This is a genomic window from Streptomyces similanensis (assembly GCF_039543625.1).
GTDB classification, from domain to species: domain Bacteria; phylum Actinomycetota; class Actinomycetes; order Streptomycetales; family Streptomycetaceae; genus Streptomyces; species Streptomyces similanensis.
On the sequence record NZ_BAABKC010000019.1, the window covers coordinates 16887 to 34981 of the forward strand.

Genomic DNA, 18095 nt, shown 5'->3' on the forward strand with positions numbered 1-18095 from the left:
GCTCGCGCACGGGGGATTCCCCGTCTCGGCTGGGGAACCGACAGCCCGACCGTGTGCCACACCTGTGACAACCACTCCTGCCAGCAGCCGGCGCACCTTCGGCTGGGCACGGCGGCGGAGAACCGCGCCGAGTGGGCGGCCCGCCGGCGTGATAGCACGAGCGGATGACCCGGCCGGCTTTCGCCGTTGGTGAGGCTATCCGGCATGGTCGACAGGAACGGTGTGGACCGGTCGAAGCGGGGCCTGCTGTGCATCACCTTCACGTCCCGCATCCGCTCCCCGCCGATTTGGGCGAGATTGCCGAACAACGTCCGCTGGTGCAGCGCCTCCACCTGCCGGCCGTAGCCGAGGGCACCGAGGGCACCGAGGGCACCGCGTTCCACCGGATGGCGGCGGAGACCAACGGCGATGCCCTGACGCCGCCAACGGGTCGAAGACGGCAGGCGAGGAGACCGAGGCAGGCTCCAGTGGGCAGCTGCCAGGGCGGCACGTTCGACTGCGCACGGTATGCGATGAAATGCGCTCCGCGAACAGGTCGGCCGCTCCTCCGAGGAGCCGCTCCCCCTCCAGGTGGAGGCCATCACGGATCGGCTCCGACAGTGGGGTATCCCTGTGTCGAGCGCTACCTCCTCCTCCGCGCCGCCCGGGCGCCCGAGAATCACCTCAGGGTGCCCGCGCCTGTCCACTTCGACAGCAGCGACCAGACCGCACTGCGGCGGGAAAGAACGGGTGCGCGCTCACCCAGAGGCTACGTTTCGGCCAACCGTGACCGAAAGGGGCCTCCGCTCAGTGCAGTTGCATAAATGAGCTGGGTCGCTTCCCCGCTCCGCTGACATGAGCACACAGGCGCCGCGCGGGTACATCACATGCCGCCACCAGCGGTTTCCTAGGGCAACCTCACCACTCGAACAAATTGACGCAATTGAGTCGGTTATCCGATTTGCTGTGTACCACTTGCTGATGTGCTGCACGCTTGTTGTCGCGTCCAACTCACGCAGCAGTGGTATTCACTCAAGGAGACCAAGTGGGAGCCCAACCGCAGGCTCGACGGCAGGTTCGACAACTCCACAAGGCCGTGCCCAAGGCGCAGCACATGGTAGTAGGTCGTGAGTTGCGGAGGCTCCGTGAAGCGCAGGGTCTGTCCCAGAGGGAGGCCGCTGACCTACTGGGGGTCAAGAACTACACCGTCAGTCGTAACGAGACGGGTGAGACCCCCTGCAAGCCGGCGGTCGTACGCGAGGCGCTCAAGATTTACCGGGCGACCCCCGAGGAGGAGGCGCACCTTCTGGAGGTCCTGGAGAACGCCAACCGCCGCCGCTGGTGGCAAGGATCGGAGTGGCGGGGGGTGGTCAAGCAGAAGCTGCTCACCCTGGTGACGCTGGAGGAGAGCGCCAAACTCATCCGGGTCTACGACCGCGACCGGGTACCCGGGATACTCCAGACCGCCGATTACGCCCGCGCCGTGATCCGCCTGGGGATGGAGGGGGCCCCTCCGGAAGAGATCGACAAGCGAGTTCAGTTCCGGCTCGAGCGTCAGGCACATTTCCAGGAGTCCCAGTCGACGCGCTACCTCTGCCTGCTCGACGAAGTGACCCTCATCCGAGGGTTCGGATCCAAGGAGATCATGCGGGGCCAGCTCCGCCGCCTGGCCGAGCTGGCCGACAACCCGCGATTCAGCCTGCACATAGTCGAACTGTCGCGTCTGAACACGCCGACCGGTATCGGGCAGACCATGTTATTCGACTTCGAGGAGGAGCTGCTCCCGACGGTTCTGTACGAGGAGCGTCATGAGAGCGGTCTCGTCTGCCAGGAACCGGACGAGGTGGATCACCGCAGCAAGAGCTTCGACCGCCTTTTCGAGGTCAGCCTGTCCAGGAAGCGTTCGAAGCAGCGGCTCCTTGACATGCTCGCCAAGTAGCAGCACTCAGGCCGCGGTAACTCCGTGAAGAACTCGGTCACTTCTTCAGCGCGACACCCGCGTAGAGAGAGGCGTCGGTGTCCGTAGCCAAGCTGGGGCCGCTGGCCGGCGCCGGGCGCCAGCGGTGGGCGACGACGAGACCGGGATCGACCAGCTCAAGGCCATCGAAGAAGCGCAGCACCTCGGCATGGGAGCGCACCTGTGTCGGGGTGCCCTTCTGCGTGTAGAGATCCACGATGGCCTGCCAGGACTCCGGTGCGAAGTCACCGGTGCAGTGGGTCAGGCTGAGGTACGAACCGGGCGTGAGCTCGGCAAGGAGCCGGGTGACGACCCCGTGAGCGTCTTGATCGTCTGGGACGAAGTGCAGCAGCGCGTGCAAGGTCAGCGCGACGGGCTCCTCGAACGAGATGCAGCCGTCCTCCTTCACGGCCGCGATGACCGCTTCGGGATCGGTGACGCTGGCATCGATGTAGCTCGTCTCGCCCTCCGGAGTGCTGGTGAGGAGCGAATCGGCGTACGCCAGGACGATCGGGTCAGTGTCGACGTACGCCACCTTGGACTCCGCGTCCACCGCTTGTACCACCTCGTGGAGGTTGGGCGCGGTGGGGATGCCGGTGCCGATGTCGAGGAACTGACGGATGTTGCGCTCCGCGGCGAGGAAGTGCACGGCGCGGTGCATGAAGGCACGGTTGATACGGGCCGCCGTCACCACGGCGGGGAACTGCCGGATGACGGCGTCAGCCGCCTCTCGGTCGACTGCGTAGTTGGTCTTGCCGCCCAAGTAGTAGTCGTACATGCGGGCGCTGTGTGGCCGATTTTGGCCTAAGTCAGTCGCTTCCTCGTCTGAGGACCCGGCCTTCTTACCGGCGCCATCCACGTGGACACCCACCCCCCTGTCGCTGTGACACTGGCCTGCCGTGATGGGAACTAGCCAAATAACACATACAGTTGCACGTCACACATGATGGCCTGTCAGCCGCGACGGTTCCAGAGCAGCCGTAAGCCTTTGACGTGATGTTGTTCGGTAAGGCCACCTCGGCGGGCGCGAGGTGGCCGAATCATCACCTCAGGGCCGACCAGTGGCCATATGACCGTTCACCAGCGCGGCGACGAAAGTCTCCAAGGTCCAACGGTCGACGGAAACCACAGGCCCTTGGATGCGCTTGGAGTCGCGGAAGGCCACCACCTCACCCAACTCTGCCAACTCGACACAGTCGCCGTTGTGGTCGCTGTACGAACTCTTCCTCCAGGTGAGCTTTGTGCCCTCATGCCCGACTCGCACGGTGCTCGGCTGCGCCATAACGCCACCTCCGTGATCTGTACTTCCCCGTTCCAGGTATGCAATTGCATGCCTGCGATTGGTAGGAGTATGACCATTCGCCATGATGGTTATGCCTCGTCGCAGAGGAGATTCGAGTCCGGGGGAGCGCCACGCACGCAAGTGCACGTGGTTGCCAACTTCCTTCCGTACCGTCGCGTCGAGCCGGCACCAGATCTCAACAGTGCGCGTGCGAACAGGGGAATATGCGTCGGACAAATGTTCCTAGGATATCGAAAGGCGCTTTGACCTGGCCAAATGTCGGAGTCTCGACGTGGAGCAGGCACCAAAAACGGCGGGTTGCCGCCCCTGCGCCCTGGGCACGGAAAACGGAGGCGCCATTCGCCCGCGAGCTGCTGCACGCTGAGGCGCACGAGGGGCGCAATTCCCATGCGGGAAGGGGGCATTAGGCGCACTACTGTCTGAGCCAGCTGATCAGCTGATCAGCCGCAGGACCCTGGCTGCACAGTTTCGAGGCCGTCGCCGCCAGGGCCCTGCGTTTGCTCCGACCAAAGGAGATACGTCCATGACGCCCTCTTTTGCCCGTATAGGCGCCAAGCGAAGCGTGCGCGCCCGTGCGCAAGAGGCTAGCAGCCGCCTTCAGCGCGGATTCTGCTCGGTCTGTCTCACCCACCAGATGGATCTGGTTACTCAGATGTACGGCGTAGTCCTTTCGCTGCGGGAGCCGCCGGCGTCATCAGTCGATCACATCACGGCGGTGCTGAATCTGATCTCTTACGGCTACCAGCTCTACCGTGGGTTCAAGGAAAGCTAGCGCAGGCCCGGCGGTCACCCCGCCCGTACGGAGTGACCGTCGGCGTCCTGTTCCTTGAGCCGGGAGAGGCCGCCCGTCCAAACGCACACATGCCCTTGTTGCACTGCATAAGGGATCTGGACCCGGCGCCTGTCACCAGCGGGATGAACGAGTTCGGGTAAGCGCAGCGACTTCATGGCGATCACGGAGCGGCTCGACAAGGAGGTGAAGGAGGAGCGCACCCAGCGGGAGCTGCTGACGCGCGCCTACCTTGATCTGTTCCAGTGGGCTCGGCGGGTGGGCCCGGACACGCCGGCCGGTCCGGCGCCCGAGCCGCCGACCGAACTCGACCTGACGCCCTGGTACCTGTGACCGCGGCCCCGTCCTCCTTCGGGAGGGCGGGGCCGCTTTCGTCCTGCCCGGGACAGATCTCAGCAGGGCCACCACGAAAGGGTCTCGCCCCATACCCTGACAGTGACGAGCTGTAACAGAGAGGGGCGAGACCGTGTCATCCGACGCTACCCCGGACCCGTACGCCAACCCGCTCGCATTCGGTCAACGGATGCAGATTCTCCGACAGCGCCGGGGTATGAGCCGGCCAGTCCTCGCCGGACTCCTCGACAGAAGTCCGTCGTGGGTGAAGCAGGTGGAGAACGGCACTATCCACACGCCGGCGCTGCCGGTGATCCTGCGTATCGCCGAGCTGCTGCGCGTCCGCAACCTGGCCGACCTCACCGGGGACCAGAGCATGAGCGTCGACCTGTTCGTGGGCCCCGGCCACCCGAAGCTGGCGGCCGTGAAGGCTGCCGTGGACGCCTTCCCCCTCACCGCCGACCGGCCGGCACCGCCCACTCTGCACCTCCGGCACCGGCTCGACCGAGCCTGGACTGCACGCCACGAAGCGCCGAACCACCGTGAGGTCATCGGCGGACTGCTGCCCGAGTTGATCCGCGATGCCCAGCTCGCCGCCCGTCAGGCTGAGACCGGCGGCGATCGCCGCGCGGCGCAGGCCGTCCTCTCCGAGGTGTACAGCCTCAGCCAGTTCTTCGTGGCCTACCAGCCCGACGCCGCGCTGCTCTGGCGCGTCGCCGAGCGTGGCATGATCGCAGCGCAGGACAGCGACGATCCCCATGCCATCGGTGTCGCCGCCTGGCTGACCGCCCAGGCCCACCGCGACTCCGGCCCCGCCCACTTCGACGCCGCGGACGCCGTCACCCTGGACGCACTGCGCTACCTCGAACCTCACCTGCCCGACGCCGAGGACCACGTCCTGGCCATCGCTGGGGCGCTTCAGTTCGAGGCCGGCTACACGGCGGCGCGGCGCGGCGAGACCGGCGCGGCGTGGGGGTGGTGGGACAAGGCAGAGAAGACCGCCCGGAAACTGCCCTCGTCCTACTTCCACCCGGTCACCTCCTTCGGGCAGGCCATCATGGGCGCGCACGCGGTCACGGTCGCGGTCGAACTGCACCAGGGCGGCGAGTCGGTGCGGCAGGCCGCGCGCGCGGACAAGACCGTCATCCGCTCGCGGCCGCGGCGGGCCCGGCACCGGATCGAGGAGGCCCGCGGCTACCAGCTCGACGGGCAGCCGGACACCGCGCTGGCCACGCTGGACAAAGCGCACGAGGCGGCGCCGGAGACCATCAAGTACAACGGCTACGCCCGGCGGATCGTGCTGGAGGAGACCGAGGCGAGGAATCCGGAGAGACGGCAGCGTGCCTCCGAACTCGCCGTGAAGCTGGGCCTGCTGGCTGCCTGACGAGGCGAGGGGGCAGGATTCCTGCCCCTCCCCTCCGTTCCGGGCCTCTACGGTCGCGTATGTGAGACAGATCACCGCGATTGTGGAGGCCTCAGCCATGGCGAGCGACGCCTTAGCCAGGACGAACATCCCCCTCGACGTGCTCAAGGTGCTGGGCCTCCCCGACCTGGACACCGTCAGCGCCGACCAGTCGCGCGGCGCGACTTGTGTGTGGTGCCAGGTCCGGCTCGTCGGCGCCACTGCGGTCGACTTGGGCGAGCGGATGGGGCTTCCGGCCGGCGAAGAGGCCGACCTCTTCGAGCCCGAGAAGGAACTGGTGCGCTGGTACCCGAGGGCCTGCCCCAAGTGCACCGCCGACCGCGCGCACAAGGGCCTCTTCGCGCACACCCCGGCGTGCGAGCAGTGCGTCGACGGGGCGTCCCTCTGCCCGGCCGGACGAATCCTCTACCGACTGGTGCGGGAGGGGCGCCGGTGACCGTGCTGCCTCCCGAGGAGCTGCATCGTCTGCACCAGCTCATCACCTGGGAGTACCCGCCGCCGACATCGTTGGCGCTCGAAGGCCGCGCGTGCACCTGGTGCGGCACCGCGACCGACGAGTCTGCCATCAGCATGTCGCCGCTGGACCCGTGTCGCGTCTGCCTCACCTGCTACGCCGGACAGCTGGCCTGGTTCGCCACCTGGTACGACTGGCACAGCCACGTCCTCGGATGCGCCCACTGCCAGCACGGCCGCACCTGCTACGTCAGTCGCGGCCGGCGCACCCTGCACGAGCTGACCGTCGAAGCCGCGCACCGAGAGCTGATCTGCTTCTCGTGTCACCAGCCTCTGGGAAACACCGAGCCGGCGCTGCCCGTCCTCTGGATGGGCGACTCACGCGACTACCCCGGCTACGTCGACGCCCCCTGCCTGACCAAGGAGGCGGCCGCCCGATGATCTGCGACCACTGCGACCGGCCCATCGAAGGCACACCCCAGGTGATCCCGATCGACTCCCCGTCAGGGGCGGCACCGGACGTCCACCTGTGCCCCACCCCGTGCGAACCGGCAGTGCCCCGGCAGACGGCGCCGGCGGGCCGCCACTGAACTCCCCGCCCCGGCACGACGGTGCGCCGGGACCGGGCAGGGCCGAGGCCCCTGCCGCCGGCGGAAACACGGCGGCAGGGGCCTGGTCGCGTGAATGACTCTGCGGGGCTGACTCCGATGGCGACGGCGAGGCGGATGAGGGTGTCGGTGGTGGCCGACTGCTGGCCGGCTTCGATGCGGACGACGGATGGTCGGTCGGCCTCTGCCGCCAGTGCCACCTGCTCCTGAGTCATCCGGGCGTGGAGTCGGGCGGCCCGGATGCGGTCGCCCACTAAGCGCCGGCGGGCGAGAACCCAGTCCGGTGGGGGCGAGGGGGATGGCACTCGCCCACGGTGAACCTTTCAAGATCGAAAGCCTGTAGGGGGCTGGCCTACATCCGAAGATCTTGCAGGGTGGCCGGGCGGGTTCGGACCGTAGCTCGCCACTTGGTCGCCCCCCGCCGACAGTTACGGCGGGGGCCCGAGCCTGTGGGTCCAGCCTCCCCGGCCGAATCCACAGGATGAGTGCGAGCGCGCGTCTGGTCGCACGTGGGGAGACGGCCAGCCCTCGCACGGATGACCTTACTTTCAGGTAAGAGGACTCTCAGTATCTCTCCCGAGTGAAGATCACGGGGGATGTGGACTCTATGTGGATTCCGGTCACAGAGAGACCCCCCGCCCAACCGGGCGGGGGGTCTCTGACCTGCGCGTTACTACCTGTGGAGCCTAGGGGAGTCGAACCCCTGACATCTGCCATGCAAAGACAGCGCTCTACCAACTGAGCTAAGGCCCCGCGAGGGAAGCATCCAGCCGGAGGAATCGTCCACCGGTCGGGTGCCGCAGACCAGAGTACCGGGTCACCCCCCCGATCTCGCAAAAAGATTGGGGGTCCCCGCGACCGACCACGCTCCGTAAGATGCTCCGCGTGGTTCGCTACAGCGAACCGCCGTACTTGGGGAAGCGATGGGGAGACGCAATGGACGCCGCACAGCAGGAAGCCACCGCCAGGGCGCGGGAACTGCAGCGGAACTGGTACGGGGAGCCGTTGGGGGCGCTCTTCCGTAAGCTCATAGACGATCTCGGGCTCAACCAGGCCCGGCTGGCGGGGGTGCTGGGGCTGTCCGCCCCGATGCTGTCGCAGCTCATGAGCGGCCAGCGCGCGAAGATCGGCAACCCGGCGGTCGTCCAGCGGGTGCAGCTGCTCCAGGAGCTGGCCGGCCAGGTGGCCGACGGCAGCGTCAGCGCGGCGGAGGCGACCGAGCGCATGGACGAGATCAAGCGCTCGCAGGGGGGCTCCGTACTGAGCAACACCACGCAGACGACCAGCACTTCGGGCGCCCCCACGGTCAAGCGCGTGGTCCGCGAGATCCAGTCCCTGCTGCGCTCGGTGGCCGCCGCCGGCGACATCATCGAGGCGGCGGACAGTCTCGCGCCGGCCCACCCCGAACTGGCCGAGTTCCTGCGGGTGTACGGCGCCGGCCGCACCTCCGACGCCGTCGCGCACTACCAGCACCACCAGAACTGACCCCCCGGCCAGGGGTCGCGGCACGCGCCGCGGGGGAGGCAACGGGGGTGACCGCAGGGGGAGGAGCGACGCGCAGCCATGGGTGAGGTCTTCGCCGGCCGGTACGAACTGGCCGACCCGATCGGACGCGGCGGTGTCGGCGCGGTCTGGCGCGCCTGGGACCACCGGCGCCGCCGCTACGTGGCCGCCAAGGTCCTCCAGCAGCGCGACGCCCACTCCCTGCTGCGCTTCGTCCGCGAACAGGCGCTGCGCATCGACCACCCCCATGTGCTCGCCCCGGCCAGCTGGGCCGCCGACGACGACAAGGTCCTGTTCACCATGGACCTCGTGGCCGGCGGCTCGCTGGTCCACCTGGTCGGGGACTACGGCCCGCTGCCCCCGGCGTTCGTCTGCGTCCTGCTCGACCAGTTGCTGTCGGGACTCGCCGCGGTGCACGCCGAGGGAGTGGTGCACCGCGACATCAAGCCGGCCAACATCCTGCTGGAGGCCACCGGCACCGGTCACCCGAGACTCCGGCTCTCCGACTTCGGCATCGCGATGCGGCTCGGCGAACCCCGGCTGACCGAGACCAACCTCGTGGTCGGGACGCCCGGTTACCTCGCGCCCGAGCAGATGCTGGGCGCCGAGCCCGACTTCCCCGCCGACCTGTTCGCCACCGGACTGGTCGCCCTCTATCTGCTGCAAGGCGCCAAGCCGGACGCCAAGGCGCTCGTGGAGTACTTCGCGGAGCACGGAACACCCAGCGCGGCCAAGGGCGTTCCCGAGCCGCTGTGGCAGGTGGTGGCCGCCCTGCTCCAGCCGGACCCCGACGCCCGCTTCCGGACCGCCACAGGGGCGCGCAAGGCCCTCGCCGCGGCCATCGAACTCCTTCCCGAGCCCGGCCCGGACGACGAGCTGATCGAGGTATTCGACCAACTCGGGCCGCTGCCTGTGGGGTTCGGCTCCGAGGGGCCGCTCCGGCGTAGCCCAGGAGTGGCGGTGGGGGGTGGTGGGGCCGCCCGTGGGGTCGTCGACGGCGGCGGTGAGGTCACCGGGACGGACTCCGGCGACATGGACTCCGGCGGGGCGTACACCGACGCTCCGGGGGGCGGCACGGCGAGCGGCGGCGTCTCCGCCGCCTGGTCGGCGACCGGCGGGAACGGTACGCCCGGGGGCGGTGCGGGCGGGTTCGGCGGCACCGGCGCCTTCCGCCGGTTGGACGACTCGGTGGGCTCCGACCCGCGGCACGGTTTCCGCCAGGACACGGGACCGACCGAGGCGGCCGCGGACCGGACGGACTCCCCCGCCCCGCCGTCCTCCCCGGGCGCGCCCGACCTGCCGTCGCCCCTCGACCCGTCGCTCCCCTTAGACACGTCGATCCCCTTCGACCCGTCCGACACGGGCGGCTTCCACCTGCCGCCACCGCAGGCCGCCCTCCCCCCGGCGCAGCACGCTACGCCGCCTCTGCCTGCCGTTCCCCCGCCCGCACCGCGCCCCGCCGCCACCCCGGCCACGGGTGTGCCCCTCCGTCCCGCGACCCCCGCCCCCGCACCGCGCCCCCACGGCGATGAAGCGTCCACCGCCTCCTACACCGCCGAGGACCCGCGCCCGTCGGCACCGGGGCGGCCGTCCGTACCGGGACGTCCGTCCGCACCGGGGCGGGCGGCGTCCCGGCACCGCGCCGCACGCCCCCGCCGCCCGGGTCCGCCCGCCAGAGCGGTGGTCCCGCTGCTGCTCCTGGCACTGGCCTGCTACGCCGTGGGCTTCTGGGCACTGAGCCGCCTCTGAGCCAGGCCGAAGGCCGCGCCGGGCGCACCTGCTGAGCCCCGCCGGGTACCCCCTCCGAGCCTCGCCGGAGGACCCGTCGAGCGGTCTACCAGGCGCCCGACCGCCGCCGGTCTACCAGGCGCCCGACCGCCGCCGGGCGACCAGCGTCCACCCGCCGAGGACGACCAGCAGGGCGGTCCCCGTACCGATCCCGCCCACGGCGAGCGCCCGCAGCGCCGCAGACCCGCCCGCCGCCCCGGCGGAACCAGCCGCTCCGGACGGCCCGAACGGCCCGGCCGGGGCCGCCGCGGCCCGGTCCGCGGCCGTGACCTCGAAGCGGTCGCGCGGCTCCGACCGGCCCGCGTAACCCGGCCCCGAAGTCGCCGAACCGCCCAGCCGCACCCGCAGCGTCAGGTCGTAGGGACCCGCGCCGAACCCGGCCGCCGTCTGGTCGGCGAGGTGCGCGACGAGGTAGTAGGAGCCGGCGAACCGCATGGCCTTCACCGGATCGGCGAAGCCGTAGCGGTTGGCGTAGTCGACGGGCGGCAGGGGCGCGAGCGCGGCGGACGCGCGCCGCCCGCTGTACCCGGCGTACGCGTCCTCCACGTAACCGCGCACCGGGTTGTAGAGCGACAGCGTCAGCGCGCCGTCGACGTAGCCGCTGCCGCCGGCGCCGCCCAGTTCGGCGACGACGTTCAGCTGCTGCCCCCAGTCGACCGGCACCCGGTAGAAGAGGGTCTGCCCGGGGCGTACCCCGGTCCGCCACACGCCCTGGCCGAGCGGGCTCGCCGTGGCGAACCCGGCGCCGCCCGCCCGGTCCGCCGCCCGGCCGCCGACCGGCTCGGGCCGGGCCGAGTCCCAGGTCCCGGGCGCCGTCGTCGCGCCGGTCCGGCTCAGGGCCGGCTCGGTGACGGTGGCCAGCTCCAGGGGCCAGGCGTCCGGCGACGCGCCGCTCGCGTCGATGCGCTCGACGAGCACGTAGTACGTGCCGGCGCCCTGGCACAGCGAGTGCCCCGGCGCGGCGTCCCGTCTGCCCCACGCGGAGACGGGGTGCGGGCTGCGGCTCGTGCCGAAGAGGGTGGCCTGGTAGGAGCAGGAGTCGCCGTGCCCGTCCCGCACCGACACCCGGACGCCGTCCGTGGCCGAGACGGTGCTGTCGGCGGCGGGGACGGCGGTGGCGGAGACGTAGGCGCTGGAGGCGGCGTCGAGCCGGAGGCGGTAGTAGAGCTTGCCGTCGCGCGGCAGCGCGCTGCGGTAGGCGCGGCCGGCGTCGAGCAGCGGGGCGTCCGCGGTGGTCGCCGCCCCGGTGACGGTCCGGGCGCCGCCGGTGAAGTCGTACGCTCCCGGCGCCCCGGCCGCGACCGCGGGCGGCCCCGGTACGGCGGCCAGCAGCCCCAGCACCGCCGTGGCGGCGGCCAGACGTGCGACGGCGGTGGCTCCGGAGAGGGCGGCGGCGGCCCGAGCCACGGCGCCGACACGCCGCGGGCGGCCGGCGCGCCGGGCCCGTCCCGCGCCCAGCGGGGTCCGGGCCGGAGTCCGCCGTGCCGCCACAGGCCGTCCCATCCCGCGCCACCCCTCGCGTCCGCCGTCGTCCCGCCGCCGCCCATCCTGCCCCGGGTGCCGTCGCGCCGTCCGCGCATTCCGTACGGGCGTCCAAAACGTACGCCTCACGAGACGCCCCCTACCCCGCGTGTCCCGCCGCCGCAACACGGGACGCGGGGGCGGGTCCTGCCGCTCAACGGATTACTCGCCCAACGCAAAACCCCGACCGCTCGGCGGTCGGGGTCTGTTCAGTATCTGATGTCGGGTGGTTCAGGAACCCGTGGGCACGGAGTCGGTCGCCTCCGTCCACAGGTCCTGCTCGGCGCGATCCGCCTGAATCTGGCGGTACACGAGGAGCCCGCCGATGGCGGCCAGTGCGACCAGGAGAAGCTTCTTCACCGCGCGACCTCGTCTTTCGTTGACGTAGGGGACCTCTGGCGCCCGACTATACACACCGGCCGATACCGATCGGTGACCTGCGTCGGCTCTCAACTGCCGGGCGCGCGCGGGCGGTAGGCCGGGGCGACCGGAGCGTGATCACGCCCGCACGGACCGTTACTTTGCCCGCCCTCCTCCTGTATGGGCACCTTTCACCCCGCATGCCCCCATCCGAGTGGTGTTCATCCGAAGATCGCGGCGCCACGGGCGTCGGTCCACCACTTCGCGGCCCTCATACACATGATGAGCAAAGTACGCAAATCGCCCAACCCGAAAGTGAGGGGCCATGGACCAGCACAAGATCATGAAGTTGTGGACAGCCATCGTCACCGCCTTCCTCGCGCTCTGCACGGCGCTCGGACTCATCACCACGACCGCCGGCGCGGCCACGGCCGCCCCCCAGCCCGAGACGGCGCCCAACAGCTCCACTCGGCTCCCGGCGCAGACGACGTCCTCGACCTGGTCCAGAAGTCAGACCCGGAGTTCCCGGTCACTGCCCCCCACGATGAAACAGCGGATCCGGGCTGAGGCCCACGGAAAGTCCCCCGGCTGCCGGCACCATCCACTGGCCGAGGCAGCGTCACTCACCGCCGAGACGGACAGCGCCGAATCCGAGCCACCGGCCCGGCCCACGATCCCTCTGCAACGCTGACGGCGCCGGCCCGGCCCTGCCGGAGCCCTCACCCGAACCCATGAGACAACGGCGGACTGCGTACAGCACACCACCGAAACCCAGAAGATCCCCGGTCGGCGCCGACCGGGGATCTTCTGTCGTTCCCCGCCGCACCCCCCGCCGCCCTGTCAGCCGCGGCGGGGCTTCGGCGTTGCTCGCCGTCGGCGCGCCTCAGCTCGCGTGCGGCCGACCGTCCCGCACCCACGTCACGACGGTCAGGACCGAGGTGACCTACATCAGGACGCTGAACGTGGCGACGGATCCGACGTACTGCTCGTAGCCGTCCGCACGGAGCTGGAGCGCCAGGGAACCGAGTGCGGTTCCGCCCCAGGGAACGCGAAAGACCCCCAGCCGGTATCGACTGGGGGTCTTCGTGCTGGTGGGGCTAACAGGATTTGAACCTGTGGCCTCATCCTTATCAGGTCGATCACAGCTCATCGGGAACGTCGATCAACACGTACCAGCCCAAGACTGATCCGTCCCCTGCTGTTCGGTGCCGACCGCTGGTGTACGCATCTGTTGGTGTCAACTGCTGATGTCAGATAACAGGAAGCGACTTGACGACTGAGCTCAGACTGCACGCAAACGACGTGTAGATGCGACAAAGAGGGTGTTCCGATCTGCATCCGAAAAGCCGGCCATCTCGGCAATCTCTTCCCGGTTAAGTCCCTTGTCGGCCATAGCTTCGCTGATCGACTGAGCCAGCACGGGGGCCTCTGGAGGAAGCTCATCACTTAGTGGCTCCCGCGTCCGCCAACCCCGACTACTTAGCGACTTGTACAGGTTTGTCCTCTTCGCTGACGTGATGACTTGCAGGTCGTATGCACGCTCAATGATGGCTTGCATCGACGTGCCCCACTCCCGCTTAAGGTCATGCAACCGACCCAGCGTGAGAGCTCTGAGCTGCGGGCGGATGACCTCTTCAGGCATCAGAAACTCCGCCGCGAAGCGAGTGGCTTCGTCTTCCATGGTCAGAGTGGGCTCAAAGGAGTGAAGGCATAGGTGCCCCAGTTCGTGCGCCATGGTCAGGCGAACTCGATCAACAGGTGCCGCTACGTTGATCATCATTACTGGATAGTCATCGATCCACTGAGAGAGCCCATCAACGCGTGTCGTCCCGAAGTCCTCGGCGAGGACGATGCAGCCGGCCGCTTCTACCCAACGGGTCAATGACCTAACGGGGCCAATGGGCATGCGCCACTGCATCCGAACCATGCGCGCAGCATCAGCGGCATCTGTGTCGATGGGATCAAAGGTCGGGATCCGCTGCTCCGCTCGGAGCGACACTTCTTCCATCAGGTGGCGGACGTGCATGCGATACATGTTCAGCCGGGCTTCCAGTTGGCGCCACGTGGTGGCCTTAGCCGTCGCCCGCTTACGCATGTGGGCGTCTACAGCCATCGCTCCGCGAACGGAACTAGCGCCCTTGAGGAATGGGACAGTTACACCCAAAGCACCTGCAAGCCGTGTAAGGGCGTCCGCCTCAGGCTCGCGCAGGTCGTTCTCATAGCGGGACAGGGCCGCTTGGGTCACCCCAGCGGCCTCTGCCAACTCTTCCTGAGTGAAACCAAGGGCCCGGCGAGCTGTGGTGATCGCTTCGCCGAGACTACTCATTTCGACCCATCCTCCGTTACTTCGTGCTTCTCAGGCGTAGGCACGTTGATCGACGGGAGCGAGGGCTCTGGTGCCGTGGGACGGACTGGCTGAACCGTGCTCCCAGTTTGACCGACATCAGGCAGAGGCACCAGCCAGACCACGTTGTCCTGGCCGTCGCGCAGTGACAGCACGGCTTCACCGATCTCGCGTGAGTCAGCTTCCCACTCGTACCCGGCGACTAGCCGGACTTCTTCCATCCCTGGGAACGTGTCTTGCACCCCTTGAGCGAAGAACTCGAGGGCTGTCTGAGTCGCGTAGCTGCTGACCTGGCCATCTTCACGATGCCGCTTGACTCGCAGACGATAGCTGACCCCCACCACGACTTCACGGGTGGGTTCCCCATCACTAAGAGTGACTCCAGGGTGCCCATCGAGCAGAACCGTGAGGTGTGCCCACAGGCGGTCGTGGATCCAGTTGGCCAGACCGCGTTCGCTCGCCTCTGCCACCCACGTTGGGTTCCAACTGCGGTAGGTGAGCAGGTCATCGGCCGCAAGCTTTACCGAGCGCGCCAGACCGTGAGTGACCTTCTCACCTATGCCTGACAGCACCTCTTGGGATGACGGGTACGAATTCATGCCGGAAAATATACCGGCAGAGATCAGCTTGTCCAGTAGATCGCTGCGGATTCCACCCTGTGGTGGTCCTCGTTGGTCCCGAGACCTGCTCTCGTCACAACCCGCACCCACTTCTCTTCCTCAGCCCCAAGCTCCCATCCCGTCCGCCGTCGACCCACACACCGTGGAGCGGGCGTGGCTCAGGGGCGTCAAGGTGGAGCGCGCCACTGTACGAACGACCTTGACGCCCCTGGGCCGCGTCTGCTCGGCTCTGCCTGGGTCGACGGTGGACGGGATGGGAGCCCCCCGCGCACGCCCCAACGTGCCCGCGGCCGGCGACGGTGCCCCCTCCCCCCGGTGCCGGCCGATCCCCCGCCGGAGGCATCGTCTTGACCGTTGGCCGCTCTATACGGTGATCGACTCATGGCCACCGGCCCTATCCACATGTGGGCGCGCGTCGGCGCAGCCCGCGCGGAGCGGGCCGAAGGCAGGAGCGGCGCGCGGAGCGGAGCCGGGAAGCGCGCCCGGCGGAGCGGAGCGCAGCCGGGGCTTGATGAGGTAGAGAAACCTGTAACAGCTCGCCTTGATGCGGTCTTGTCGCTCCTGCCTCCGACTGGTGGCATATGGGTGGGGTAGGCATGCACTGGGGAGGGCGGCTGATGAGCGATCTGACGGTGCATCCGTGGAGGCGGCACGGCAGGGATCGGCTCTACGTCAACCTTCCGGACGGAACCGCTGTCGCGTGGGCGGACAGAGTGACCAAGGTCGTGACGATCAAAGTGCAGAAGTACCGGGACGAGGCGTTAGCCCTGCTCCGACGGCACCTTGGTGACGGAATTACCGTTGATCCCGTTTCCGTCCATGATCAGATACCCGCTCGCCGTCCAACCCCCCCGGCACCGATCCGCAGGGTAGAGCGGCCGGCTTCCCTCCCACCACTGTCTCCCAGTGAGGATCTGGCAAGGAACCGTCCTGGTGCGGGCCTTCTGGGCATGTTCGCTGGCCGTGGCCCCTCGACTGCTCAGCGACTGCGTATGAAGCTCCTGCGGCAGTCCTCAGAGTGGGACACCTGGTATATCGGCCTGGAAGGAGAACGGCGGGTCGGGCGTGAGCTGGAACGCCTGGCTTCATCCGGTTGGCGTGTCCTGCACGGCGTCGAGAAGAGCAACGGTGGTGACATCGATCATCTATTGGTCGGCCCGGGTGGCGTCTTCACCATCAACACGAAGACGCACCGGGGCGCCTCTGTTTGGGTGGGCGACAGCATGGCCAAGGTCAACGGTGGCAAGCCTCATCCCTATGCCGCCGCAAGCAAGGCTGAGGCCAACTACGTCCGGGGAGTACTCGGGCGATACTGCGACTTCGCCGTGCCCGTTGAACCAGTCCTGGTCTTTGTGGGCGTCGCATCTTTGGATCGTTCCGCCACACAGTACGCAGTACGGATCTACCGCGAGCGTGAAGTGGCGTCACTCGGCCCGCTCGCCGGCAAGCTCACCGTTGACCAGGTAGAGCGTGTGTACGCCGTCGCCCGTCACCGCCGTGTCTGGCTGAAAGCCTGATCTTGCCCCTGCGTGTTCCGCAACAGACGGCTCGTGAACCCTTGCTGACACAACCGCTCGTAGGCGTCGATCACTTCGCTAGGTACATGCTGTCTGATCATGAATCCCTGCTCCGGGTAGATCATCAGCCGTTGCAGCGCGCCAACAAGCATGTCGATCACTAGGCGGGCGTCACCGATGGAGTCGGCGTACTGCTCGAACGTCATCGGGGTGGAAGCGCTGATGACCTCGACTTCGGGCCAGAGCTTGCGTGCGGTTGCGTACGCTCGCCGCTCCTCGTACGGCTTGCTGATCAGGAGCACCGAGGACACCTCGACGCCGGCCTCCTCCAACAGCTCTCGCGAGAACCGGATGTTCTCGCCCGTGTTACGGGCGCGCGGCTCCACGAGAATGGCCGTGCTCGGAACACCGAGTTCGAGCGCTCGTTCTTGGTAGTGGACGGCTTCCCCGCGGGGCATGCGTTCCCGCGTCGTGGGGCTGGTGGCGCCGGTGAACAGGAGCAGGGGGGCCATGCCGCGCTTGTAGAAGTCCACCGCCGTGTCGGCCACGCCCAGGTCGTGGCTGCCGAGTCCGATGGCAACCGAGCACGGTCGGGGTGAGTGGCCCATCTGGTGGTAGTCCCACACGCGCCGGGCGTCTGCCCAATCCTGTGTCGAGATCACTGCGGGTCTTCCCCGTCCTTTGCCGAGTCGGGCACCTTGAAGTCGTATTCCCACGCGAAGCGCGATGCCGCGTGTACCCCGATGGCGAACTCCACCACAGTGCCGGCCGCCGTGTAGGTCGTCCGGTGTAGCTCGACGACCGGTTCCCCCGGCGGTAGCTGGAGCTGCTTCACCTCGTCCGGCGTGGCGACACGGGCAAACAGTCGTTCCTGCATGTGATCGATCTCGTAACCCGCGTCGTACAACACGCGAAATCCGCCGCCCCGGCCGGCGGGCCCCGGCGTGGGGTCAACCAGTCGGGTTCCTTCGACATGCTCGGGCCGGTAGTAGCTCGTAAGCATGTGGGTTGGCTGGTCGCCTTCCTTCACCAGCCGCGCGCGTGCGTAGACCGGAGCGCCCGTAGAGAGGCCATGGGCCGCCGCCACCTCGGGTGACGCTTCAACGAGATTGACCGTCTGAGTCTGCTCGTTGCGGCGGTACGTCCGGCCGGAAGCCACGCGGTCCGCGATGAACGCGACCTCGTCCCCGTCCCGCCACTTGGCCTTGTCGTACCGAGCGATCCCGAGCCGCTTGAGTGGGACCTGTTGCCGCACGACCGTGCCGTGGCCTCGCGACGAGGTGACCAGACCTTCCGCTTCCAGTGCCTTGTAGGCAGCGTGAACGGTCGCCTTCGACCCCTCACCGGCATCGACCAGTTCCCTGATGTGCGGCAACCGCTGGCCGGGCGCGTACTCACCTCTCTTGATCTCTTCGGCCAGCTTGTCTGCCAGCTCTCGCCACTTGGGCGCCATCTCGAACCCCTCTCTACAGGGTCTAGTCAAGCAGAGTCCTAGGACTGTTGACAGTCCTAGGACTGCGGTGCACTATCTCCCTAAGCGCTCGTAGTCCTAGGACAGCGAGCAAGCGGCCTTTCTTTGGGCTGCTCAACGCAGAC

The 18095-nt window shown here is 68.3% G+C and carries 18 protein-coding genes, 1 tRNA gene and 2 pseudogenes; 10 read left to right on the plus strand and 11 right to left on the minus strand.

Going from position 1 to position 18095, the window contains the following annotated elements; all coding sequences use genetic code 11:
- Positions 1–1024: 1024 nt before the first annotated feature.
- Positions 1025–1918: a helix-turn-helix domain-containing protein gene (locus ABEB07_RS07045; protein ID WP_345667466.1), complete on the plus strand. Its 894-nt coding sequence runs from the start codon at positions 1025–1027 to the stop codon at positions 1916–1918.
- A gap of 37 nt (positions 1919–1955) precedes the next feature.
- On the opposite strand, the gene ABEB07_RS07050 is transcribed toward ABEB07_RS07045, so the two are convergent.
- Together ABEB07_RS07050 and ABEB07_RS07055 are read right to left on the minus strand one after the other, a co-directional pair.
- Positions 1956–2795 (minus strand): SAM-dependent methyltransferase, encoded by an 840-nt coding sequence (locus ABEB07_RS07050; protein ID WP_343235954.1) that lies wholly within the window; start codon positions 2793–2795, stop codon positions 1956–1958.
- A 189-nt stretch (positions 2796–2984) separates the two neighbouring features.
- Positions 2985–3218: a DUF397 domain-containing protein gene (locus ABEB07_RS07055; protein WP_176149734.1), complete on the minus strand. Its 234-nt coding sequence runs from the start codon at positions 3216–3218 to the stop codon at positions 2985–2987.
- Positions 3219–3762: 544 nt separating this feature from the next.
- Here ABEB07_RS07055 and ABEB07_RS07060 point away from each other — a divergent pair.
- From ABEB07_RS07060 to ABEB07_RS07080, 5 genes are all read left to right on the plus strand, one after another.
- Positions 3763–4011 (plus strand): hypothetical protein, encoded by a 249-nt coding sequence (locus ABEB07_RS07060; protein WP_176149733.1) that lies wholly within the window; start codon positions 3763–3765, stop codon positions 4009–4011.
- Positions 4012–4185: 174 nt separating this feature from the next.
- Entirely contained in the window at positions 4186–4362 is a 177-nt protein-coding gene (locus tag ABEB07_RS07065) for a hypothetical protein (RefSeq protein ID WP_176149732.1), read from the plus strand.
- Positions 4363–4495: 133 nt separating this feature from the next.
- The gene (locus ABEB07_RS07070) at positions 4496–5746 is read left to right on the plus strand and encodes a helix-turn-helix domain-containing protein (protein ID WP_345667467.1); all 1251 of its coding nucleotides are present in this window, start codon (positions 4496–4498) and stop codon (positions 5744–5746) included.
- 97 nt (positions 5747–5843) lie between these two features.
- Positions 5844–6221 (plus strand): hypothetical protein, encoded by a 378-nt coding sequence (locus tag ABEB07_RS07075; RefSeq protein WP_345667468.1) that lies wholly within the window; start codon positions 5844–5846, stop codon positions 6219–6221.
- The gene (locus ABEB07_RS07080; protein WP_345667594.1) at positions 6218–6679 is read left to right on the plus strand and encodes a hypothetical protein; all 462 of its coding nucleotides are present in this window, start codon (positions 6218–6220) and stop codon (positions 6677–6679) included. Before ABEB07_RS07075 ends, ABEB07_RS07080 begins: the two co-directional genes overlap by 4 nt.
- A 259-nt stretch (positions 6680–6938) precedes the next feature.
- Here the strand turns inward: ABEB07_RS07080 and ABEB07_RS07085 are convergent.
- A pseudogene (locus ABEB07_RS07085) lies at positions 6939–7151 on the minus strand (helix-turn-helix domain-containing protein); the annotation flags it as partial.
- 375 nt (positions 7152–7526) lie between these two features.
- Positions 7527–7599, minus strand: a tRNA-Ala gene (locus ABEB07_RS07090).
- Positions 7600–7782: 183 nt separating this feature from the next.
- Here ABEB07_RS07090 and ABEB07_RS07095 point away from each other — a divergent pair.
- Positions 7783–8331 (plus strand): helix-turn-helix domain-containing protein, encoded by a 549-nt coding sequence (locus tag ABEB07_RS07095; RefSeq protein WP_176149729.1) that lies wholly within the window; start codon positions 7783–7785, stop codon positions 8329–8331.
- A gap of 78 nt (positions 8332–8409) precedes the next feature.
- On the plus strand, positions 8410–10098 hold the full coding sequence (locus ABEB07_RS07100; RefSeq protein WP_345667470.1) for a serine/threonine-protein kinase: 1689 nt from the start codon (positions 8410–8412) through the stop codon (positions 10096–10098).
- A gap of 111 nt (positions 10099–10209) precedes the next feature.
- On the opposite strand, the gene ABEB07_RS07105 is transcribed toward ABEB07_RS07100, so the two are convergent.
- Together ABEB07_RS07105 and ABEB07_RS07110 are read right to left on the minus strand one after the other, a co-directional pair.
- Positions 10210–11640 (minus strand): hypothetical protein, encoded by a 1431-nt coding sequence (locus tag ABEB07_RS07105; RefSeq protein ID WP_425588967.1) that lies wholly within the window; start codon positions 11638–11640, stop codon positions 10210–10212.
- Positions 11641–11889: 249 nt separating this feature from the next.
- Complete coding sequence (locus ABEB07_RS07110; protein WP_003999697.1) at positions 11890–12018, minus strand: DLW-39 family protein; 129 nt, start codon at positions 12016–12018, stop codon at positions 11890–11892.
- Between the two features lie 325 nt (positions 12019–12343).
- Between ABEB07_RS07110 and ABEB07_RS07115 the strand changes: the two genes are divergently transcribed.
- Entirely contained in the window at positions 12344–12709 is a 366-nt protein-coding gene (locus ABEB07_RS07115) for a DUF6344 domain-containing protein (protein ID WP_345667472.1), read from the plus strand.
- Between the two features lie 192 nt (positions 12710–12901).
- On the opposite strand, the pseudogene ABEB07_RS07120 reads toward ABEB07_RS07115, so the two are convergent.
- From ABEB07_RS07120 to ABEB07_RS07130, 3 genes and pseudogenes are all read right to left on the minus strand, one after another.
- Positions 12902–13168 (minus strand): annotated as a pseudogene (locus ABEB07_RS07120) (SCO3870 family protein).
- Between the two features lie 132 nt (positions 13169–13300).
- Complete coding sequence (locus tag ABEB07_RS07125; RefSeq protein ID WP_345667473.1) at positions 13301–14344, minus strand: helix-turn-helix domain-containing protein; 1044 nt, start codon at positions 14342–14344, stop codon at positions 13301–13303.
- Positions 14341–14961, minus strand: coding sequence for a hypothetical protein (locus tag ABEB07_RS07130; protein ID WP_345667474.1), 621 nt, complete (start codon positions 14959–14961; stop codon positions 14341–14343). Before ABEB07_RS07130 ends, ABEB07_RS07125 begins: the two co-directional genes overlap by 4 nt.
- Before the next feature lie 638 nt (positions 14962–15599).
- On the opposite strand from ABEB07_RS07130, the gene ABEB07_RS07135 reads away from it, so the two are divergent.
- A complete protein-coding gene (locus ABEB07_RS07135) occupies positions 15600–16499 on the plus strand; it encodes a nuclease-related domain-containing protein (RefSeq protein ID WP_345667475.1) in 900 nt (299 codons plus the stop codon).
- On the opposite strand, the gene ABEB07_RS07140 is transcribed toward ABEB07_RS07135, so the two are convergent.
- Entirely contained in the window at positions 16472–17161 is a 690-nt protein-coding gene (locus ABEB07_RS07140) for a YdcF family protein (protein WP_345667476.1), read from the minus strand. The two genes, ABEB07_RS07135 and ABEB07_RS07140, sit on opposite strands and share 28 nt — an antisense overlap.
- Positions 17158–17952 carry a GntR family transcriptional regulator gene (locus ABEB07_RS07145; RefSeq protein WP_345667477.1) on the minus strand — a complete coding sequence of 265 codons (795 nt, stop codon included), beginning with the start codon at positions 17950–17952 and terminating at the stop codon, positions 17158–17160. The genes ABEB07_RS07140 and ABEB07_RS07145 overlap by 4 nt, the downstream gene beginning before the upstream one ends.
- Positions 17953–18095: the final 143 nt, after the last annotated feature.

Coding starts and splice junctions, on each gene's coding strand:
- ABEB07_RS07055 (WP_176149734.1), bottom strand. CDS start 3,218: ATGGCGCAGCCGAGCACCGTGCGAGTCGGGCATGAGGGCACAAAGCTC.
- ABEB07_RS07060 (WP_176149733.1), top strand. CDS start 3,763: ATGACGCCCTCTTTTGCCCGTATAGGCGCCAAGCGAAGCGTGCGCGCC.
- ABEB07_RS07065 (WP_176149732.1), top strand. CDS start 4,186: ATGGCGATCACGGAGCGGCTCGACAAGGAGGTGAAGGAGGAGCGCACC.
- ABEB07_RS07075 (WP_345667468.1), top strand. CDS start 5,844: ATGGCGAGCGACGCCTTAGCCAGGACGAACATCCCCCTCGACGTGCTC.
- ABEB07_RS07095 (WP_176149729.1), top strand. CDS start 7,783: ATGGACGCCGCACAGCAGGAAGCCACCGCCAGGGCGCGGGAACTGCAG.
- ABEB07_RS07100 (WP_345667470.1), top strand. CDS start 8,410: ATGGGTGAGGTCTTCGCCGGCCGGTACGAACTGGCCGACCCGATCGGA.
- ABEB07_RS07105 (WP_425588967.1), bottom strand. CDS start 11,640: ATGGGACGGCCTGTGGCGGCACGGCGGACTCCGGCCCGGACCCCGCTG.
- ABEB07_RS07115 (WP_345667472.1), top strand. CDS start 12,344: ATGGACCAGCACAAGATCATGAAGTTGTGGACAGCCATCGTCACCGCC.
- ABEB07_RS07125 (WP_345667473.1), bottom strand. CDS start 14,344: ATGAGTAGTCTCGGCGAAGCGATCACCACAGCTCGCCGGGCCCTTGGT.
- ABEB07_RS07130 (WP_345667474.1), bottom strand. CDS start 14,961: ATGAATTCGTACCCGTCATCCCAAGAGGTGCTGTCAGGCATAGGTGAG.
- ABEB07_RS07135 (WP_345667475.1), top strand. CDS start 15,600: ATGAGCGATCTGACGGTGCATCCGTGGAGGCGGCACGGCAGGGATCGG.
- ABEB07_RS07145 (WP_345667477.1), bottom strand. CDS start 17,952: ATGGCGCCCAAGTGGCGAGAGCTGGCAGACAAGCTGGCCGAAGAGATC.